Consider the following 5,587-nt stretch of genomic DNA (forward strand, 5'->3'; position numbering starts at 1 on the left):
ACGCGTAAGATCGTCGGCAGCGTCAGATGTGTATCAGAGACAGGGGCTGACGTTCGCGCTGGGGGCGCTGCTGGTGGCGCAGCGGCGGGTCGATCGGCCGATGGCCTGGGCGATCCCGCTCGGGCTGGCCGTCTCGCTGGCCGGGATGTCGGTCGGCTACCTGATGACCGCGCCGACGCCGGAGCAGGCCACGGCCCTGTCGGGCGGGATGATCCTGGACGTGATCGGCGCGCACAGCGTGGGCGCTCCCGACGGCGGCGCCGCCATGCCGGTGACCGGCTGGGAGACGGGCGCGGGCGACCTGCGGGTGGCGCACTTCGTCGGCCTGCACGCTCTCCAGGTGCTGCCGCTGGTCGCGATCGGCCTGGGGCTGCTGTCGCGCCGTTTCACCGTCCTTTCTGGCGCGGCGACCCGTACGGCGCTGATGGTCGTCGCCGCGCTCGGCTACGCGGGGCTCACCTGGGTGGTGCTCTGGCAGGCGCAGCGCGGCCAGCCGCTGCTGCGGCCCGACGCCCTGACCCTGACGGTCGCGGGCACCCTCGCGGGGCTGGTGGCCGCCGCGGCGGCGCTGGTCCTCGCCGTCGCGCGCCTTTCGCGGCGGCCGCGCGTCACAGCGGCAGCGGGATCCGGTCGATGAACCAGTACACGCTGACCGCCACGATCGGCACGGACAGCGCGGCGAGCGCCCACCGGGCCGAGGACGTCCGGCGCAGCAGCACCAGCGGCGGGAACAGCACGGCGACGAGCGCGAGCTGGGTCAGCTCGATGCCGACGTTGAAGCTCAGCAGCGACAGCAGCAGCTCCCACGAGCCGCTCCGGTCGATGTCGAGCGCCCCCGCGAACCCGAGCCCGTGCACGAGCCCGAACGCGAACACGATCGGCAGCCGCCACCTGCCCAGCCTGTCCTCCTGGCGGCCGAGCAGGTTGGCGACCGCCACCACGGCGATGGAGGCCGCGATGACCGGCTCGACCACGGCGCCGGGGACGTCCACGATCCCCATCGCCGCGAGCAGGAACGTGATGCTGTGGGCCGCGGTGAACGCGGAGGCCGTGACGACGACGTCGCGCGGCCGCCGCGCGCCGATGAGCAGGGCCAGCAGGAAGAGGACGTGGTCGAGGCCGGTCAGCAGATGCTCGGCGCCGAGCAGCAGGAACTCGCCGATCTGGCTCGACGCCGCGCGCTCGCCGACCCGCAGCGTCGGGCTCTCGGCGACCAGCACCGCCGAGCCCGTACGGCCGTCGAGGTCGTAGCGGACGAGCGTCTCCGTGCTGTGCACGAACGTCTCCGCGTCGGGGAAGAGCGCGCTGGAGATCGCGTGCTCGCCCCTGGCCTCGCCGGGGCAGTCGAAGGCGTAGGTGAGCACCGCGAAGGCGGCCTGGTCGCGCATGCGCACGTCCGCCTCCCCGGTCATGGCGGGCGCGCACGCCCGGTCGTCGTACGTGACGGCGAAGCGCTCGGTGACGTACTCGGTCACCGCGTCCCGGTTGATCGCGAGCTGGCGGAGCTGCTCCGCGCGCTCCCCGGCCTCGTACGCCTCGGCGTAGAGCCAGGCCGACTTCATGAGCAGGTCGTATTCGAGTTCGAGCACGGCCGTGACGTCCGGGCCCGTCCCGGTGACCTGGACGTGGGCCTTCGTCGTGGCGTCGTGCGCCGCCGCCGGGACCGCCGTCGCGCCGCAGAACAGAACGGCGAGCACGGCGGCGAGCAGACTGCGGGACATGGTCGCTCCAGGGGAAGGGCCGCCGCCCCGGACCGCTGATCCGGGACGGCGGTGTGATCGGCTAGCGGGTGAACCAGCGGTACATGGGCGAGCCGGAGTCCCACTTACCGGGGCGCCCCTGCGCGTCCTTCGTGACGAACACGCTCGGCGCGGACGCGGTCACGCCGCCGCCGGCGGAACGCGCCGTGACGAACCAGGCGTAGGCCGTGTCGGGCTTGAGCCGGTCCCAGGTGACGGAGGCGACCTGGCCCGAGGCGACCGTGCTCCTGCCGATGGTCTTCGTGGCGTTGTAGAGCGCCAGCGAGTCGGTCTGGAACGTGGTCGTCCGGGTGGTGAGGTCGACCGGCAGCACCATGGTGTCCTCGCGCCCGTCGTAGCGGTGCAGCGGGTCGTACTCCGTGGCGCCGAACTCGTCGAGCAGCGGCGAGTAGGTGTCCACGCTCATCTCGGACCGATCGACGTCGAACTGCAGCAGGCGCAGGAAGCTCGCGCCGAACTGCAGCTGGTCGTCCGGGTTGTACCCGCCGATCTCGGTGAGGCCGAGACGGTCGGCCGAGACCGTGTAGAACTGGTAGTCCGCGAGCAGCTCCACGACGCCCTTGCCGACCTGGCCGACCTTCGGCTTCACGTTCGTCCCGACGCCGTGCTCGTGCCCGGCGAGGATGAGGAAGACGTTCGGGTTCTTCTCGACCACGGTCTTGTAGAGCATCGAGCCGTCGGGGGCGGAGAATCCGGCGCCGCGCCCGTCGGGGTTCGTGCTCGGCACGAGGTAGTCGTGCGAGAGCAGGATGCCGTTGCGGTTCGGGAACTTCTTGAAGACGGAGTCGGCCCACTCGGCCTCCTCCCGCGTCACGCCGTACGACACCCCGACCACGACGAAGTCCAGGCCGCCGGCCGAGAACAGGTCGTAGTGGTTCTGGTTGTCGCCCTCCCGCCACGGGCCGCCGTACTCGGCGTGCTGCCAGCCCTGCGAGCCGGTCCGGTAGCGCTCGGGGCCGTAGTACCGGTTGTAGATGGCCTCGGGACCGTTCTCGGTGCCCGACTGGTTGTCGTGGTTGCCGGCGATCACTCCGTTCGGGATGCCGGCGTCGTCCAGCACCTTCTGCTGCTTCGACGACACCTCCATCTCGCCCACGACCTGCCGCTGCATGGCCTCGTCGGCGGGCTTGCGGATGTTGTTCTCGATGATGTCGCCGGTGTGGGCGACGTAGGAGATCTTCCGCTGGTCCTTGTTGTCCTTGATCCAGTTGACGATGCCGGCGTAGGCCGACTCCCACACCGCGCGCTCCTCGGCCGTCTCCTGCTCGACCGCGCCCTCGGAGAGGTACTGCGTGTCGGTGAAGTGAGCGATCGAGAAGTCGTAGGAGGCGGGGTCGTCGAAGCCCGTGCTGCCGCCGGCGTCGATGTCGTCGGCGAACGGGTCCTCACCCGTCACCATGACGTGCACCCGTTGCCTGTCGATGTAGCGGGCGTCCACGACCGACGTCAGCACGGTCTCGCCGTCGGCGGCGCCGCGGGCGCTGGTCAGCAGGTCCCACGCCTCGGACTCGGTGTTCCACACCCGCAGCGACACCAGCCGCTCGGGGTCGGCGACGCCCTCCCAGCGCAGCACCGGGGCGTCCACGTGCCCCTTCACCTGCACGTCGAACCGCTGGTAGACGACGTCCTGGCCGGAGGGCGCGGCGAGGGTGCGACCATCGGCGGGCTCCAGCCCCTCGGCCTTGACCTTCCGCTCGCCCTCGACCTTCAGTGTCGCCGGCACGGACGCCGACGTGCCCTGGTAGGCCTGGTTCGGGGTGAGGATCTCGGCCGCCGAGAACGTCGCCGTCACCTCGCCGCCGTCCGGCTCGGCCACCTTCGCCGAGAGCGTGACGGAACCGGAGACGTCGGTGCTGCCCGAGGCCGGGCTCACCTCGGCGGGCGCGTCCGGGATGCCCGCCGACTCGAACACGACCTCGCGGACGGCGGTGTTGCCGAGCCCGTCGGCACCGCTGACCTCCAGGGTGTGCCTGCCGGCCTTGAGACCGGGGCCGACCTGGGTGCCGAGCTCGATCGGCTGCCCGTCGAGCTTGACGTCGGGGCCGGACACGACGCCGGAGGCGTCCTCCAGCTTGACGTCCAGCACGACCGAGGCGGTGATCTTCTCCCCGTCGGCCGGGACGCTCTTCGCCACCCGCGGCGCGGAGTTGTCGGTGATCAGCACGCGGGTGGCGACCTCGCCCGAGGCCGACGTCGCGGCGATGGTGTGCCGGCCGTCCTTCAGCTCGGCGGTGTCGACGTCGGCGCGCAGGCCGCGGGCCGGGGCGTCCACCAGGAACTGCACGTCGATCTCGGTCAGCGGGTTCACGTTGTCGCCGCAGTTGCCGTCGCCGATGCTGTAGGACGACTTGAGCATCTGGGGGGCCGCGGTGCCCGCCGCCGGAGTCAGCGTGATGTTCGAGATCGCGAAGTCGTCCCGGTTGTTCCCGCACGACGTCGGGAAGGTGCCGGCCACGAAGTCGATCGTGTTCCAGCCGGTCACCAGGTACTCGTTCGGGATCGGCAGGTTCACGCGGGTGCTGACGAAGTCGCCGTCGAGCACCACCTTCTGGCCGTTGACCAGCACGTGGTTCTGGTAACGCGCCTCGATCGAGTTGGTGGCGACGTTGAAGCCGAGGGTCGCGTCGCCGGAGCCGAGCGTCTCGATGACGTGCACGGCCGGGGCGTCGACGGTGTAGCGCAGCTCCGCCTCGCGCAGCGCGGTCCGGCTGCTGCCACAGGTGCCGTCGCCCATCTCGTACGAGGGCTTGACGTCCTGGCCGGTCACCTTGGCGCCGTCGAGGGTGAGCTCGACATTGCCCATCGTGAAGTCGTCGCGGCCGTTGCCGCAGGACTCGCGGTAGTCGCCGGTGACGACCTTGATCGTGTTGTCGCCGGGCGCCAGGTAGCGGGCCGGGATCGCGACGGTCACCCGCTGGTTCGCGTACGAGCCGCCGAGGTCGATGCGCTTGCCGTTGACCAGCAGGAAGTCGTCGTAGCGGTCGTCGATCGAGTCGGCGCCCACGTCGAAACTCAACTTCGCCGCGCCGTTGCCGAGAGTGGCCTTCGACGGCGGCTCCTTCTCGTCGACGGTGAGGGACTCGACGCCGGCCGTCCCGGTCGCCGGGAGCGAGGCGAAGACCGGCTTGACGCCGGCCACGAGCGTGCCGTCCGTGGGCTCCACGCGCGGCGCGCCGGCGGGGGCGTTGTTCACGGTCACGGTGTGCTCGACGGTCACGCCGGCCGCGGTGGTCGCGGTGATGTCGTGCTCGCCGTTGGCCAGGGTGGTGGTGTCCAGGTCCGCGCTGAGGCCGGTGGTGCCCTGCGGGTCGGACTGGACGAAGAACGTCAGGGTGGCGCGCTTCAGCAGCGTGGTGTTCGTGCCGCAGCTGCCGTCGCCGAAGGAGAGCGTGTACGGGTTGTCCTCACCGTCGGCGACCTCGCCGAGCAGTTCGAGGCCCACGTCGGACAGCACGTAGTCGTCGTAGTTGGAGCCGCACGAGCTGTCGATCGCGCCGACCACGATCTCGACGGTGTTCTCCCCCTTGAGCAGGTGCTCGTTGGGGATCTCCATCGTGGCGCGCTCGTTGACGAAGTCGCCGATGTCGCTGCGGTAGGCGCCGTTCACCAGCACGTAGCTGTGGTAGCGGGCCTCGACCGAGTTGGAGCCGACGTCGAAGCTCAGCTTGGAGACGCCCACCGTACGGGTGGCGTCGAGACTCTTGTCGTCCACCGCGAGCCGGGTGACGCTGTCACCGGCCGTGGACGGGACCGCCGCGACCTTCGCGGTCCCCTCGAGGAACGAGCCGTCGGCGGGGGTGAGCGCGGGAGGGGTCGCCGTGCCGGTC

3 protein-coding genes are annotated in these 5,587 nt (G+C 71.0%); 1 reads left to right on the forward strand and 2 read right to left on the reverse strand.

What is annotated here, in order from left to right; genetic code table 11:
* Window positions 1-28: 28 nt before the first annotated feature.
* On the forward strand, window positions 29-637 hold the full coding sequence (locus C1J01_RS54310; RefSeq protein ID WP_111185254.1) for a hypothetical protein: 609 nt from the start codon (window positions 29-31) through the stop codon (window positions 635-637).
* Here C1J01_RS54310 and C1J01_RS45695 read toward each other — a convergent pair.
* The gene (locus tag C1J01_RS45695) at window positions 609-1,721 is read right to left on the reverse strand and encodes a HupE/UreJ family protein (protein ID WP_111185255.1); all 1,113 of its coding nucleotides are present in this window, start codon (window positions 1,719-1,721) and stop codon (window positions 609-611) included. The two genes, C1J01_RS54310 and C1J01_RS45695, sit on opposite strands and share 29 nt — an antisense overlap.
* A gap of 61 nt (window positions 1,722-1,782) precedes the next feature.
* Window positions 1,783-5,587 (reverse strand): metallophosphoesterase (locus C1J01_RS45700; RefSeq protein ID WP_111185256.1); only part of this gene is annotated, 3,805 nt, incomplete at its 5' end.

This window comes from Nonomuraea aridisoli (genome assembly GCF_003236395.1).
In the GTDB taxonomy this organism is placed as follows: Bacteria; Actinomycetota; Actinomycetes; order Streptosporangiales; family Streptosporangiaceae; genus Nonomuraea; species Nonomuraea aridisoli.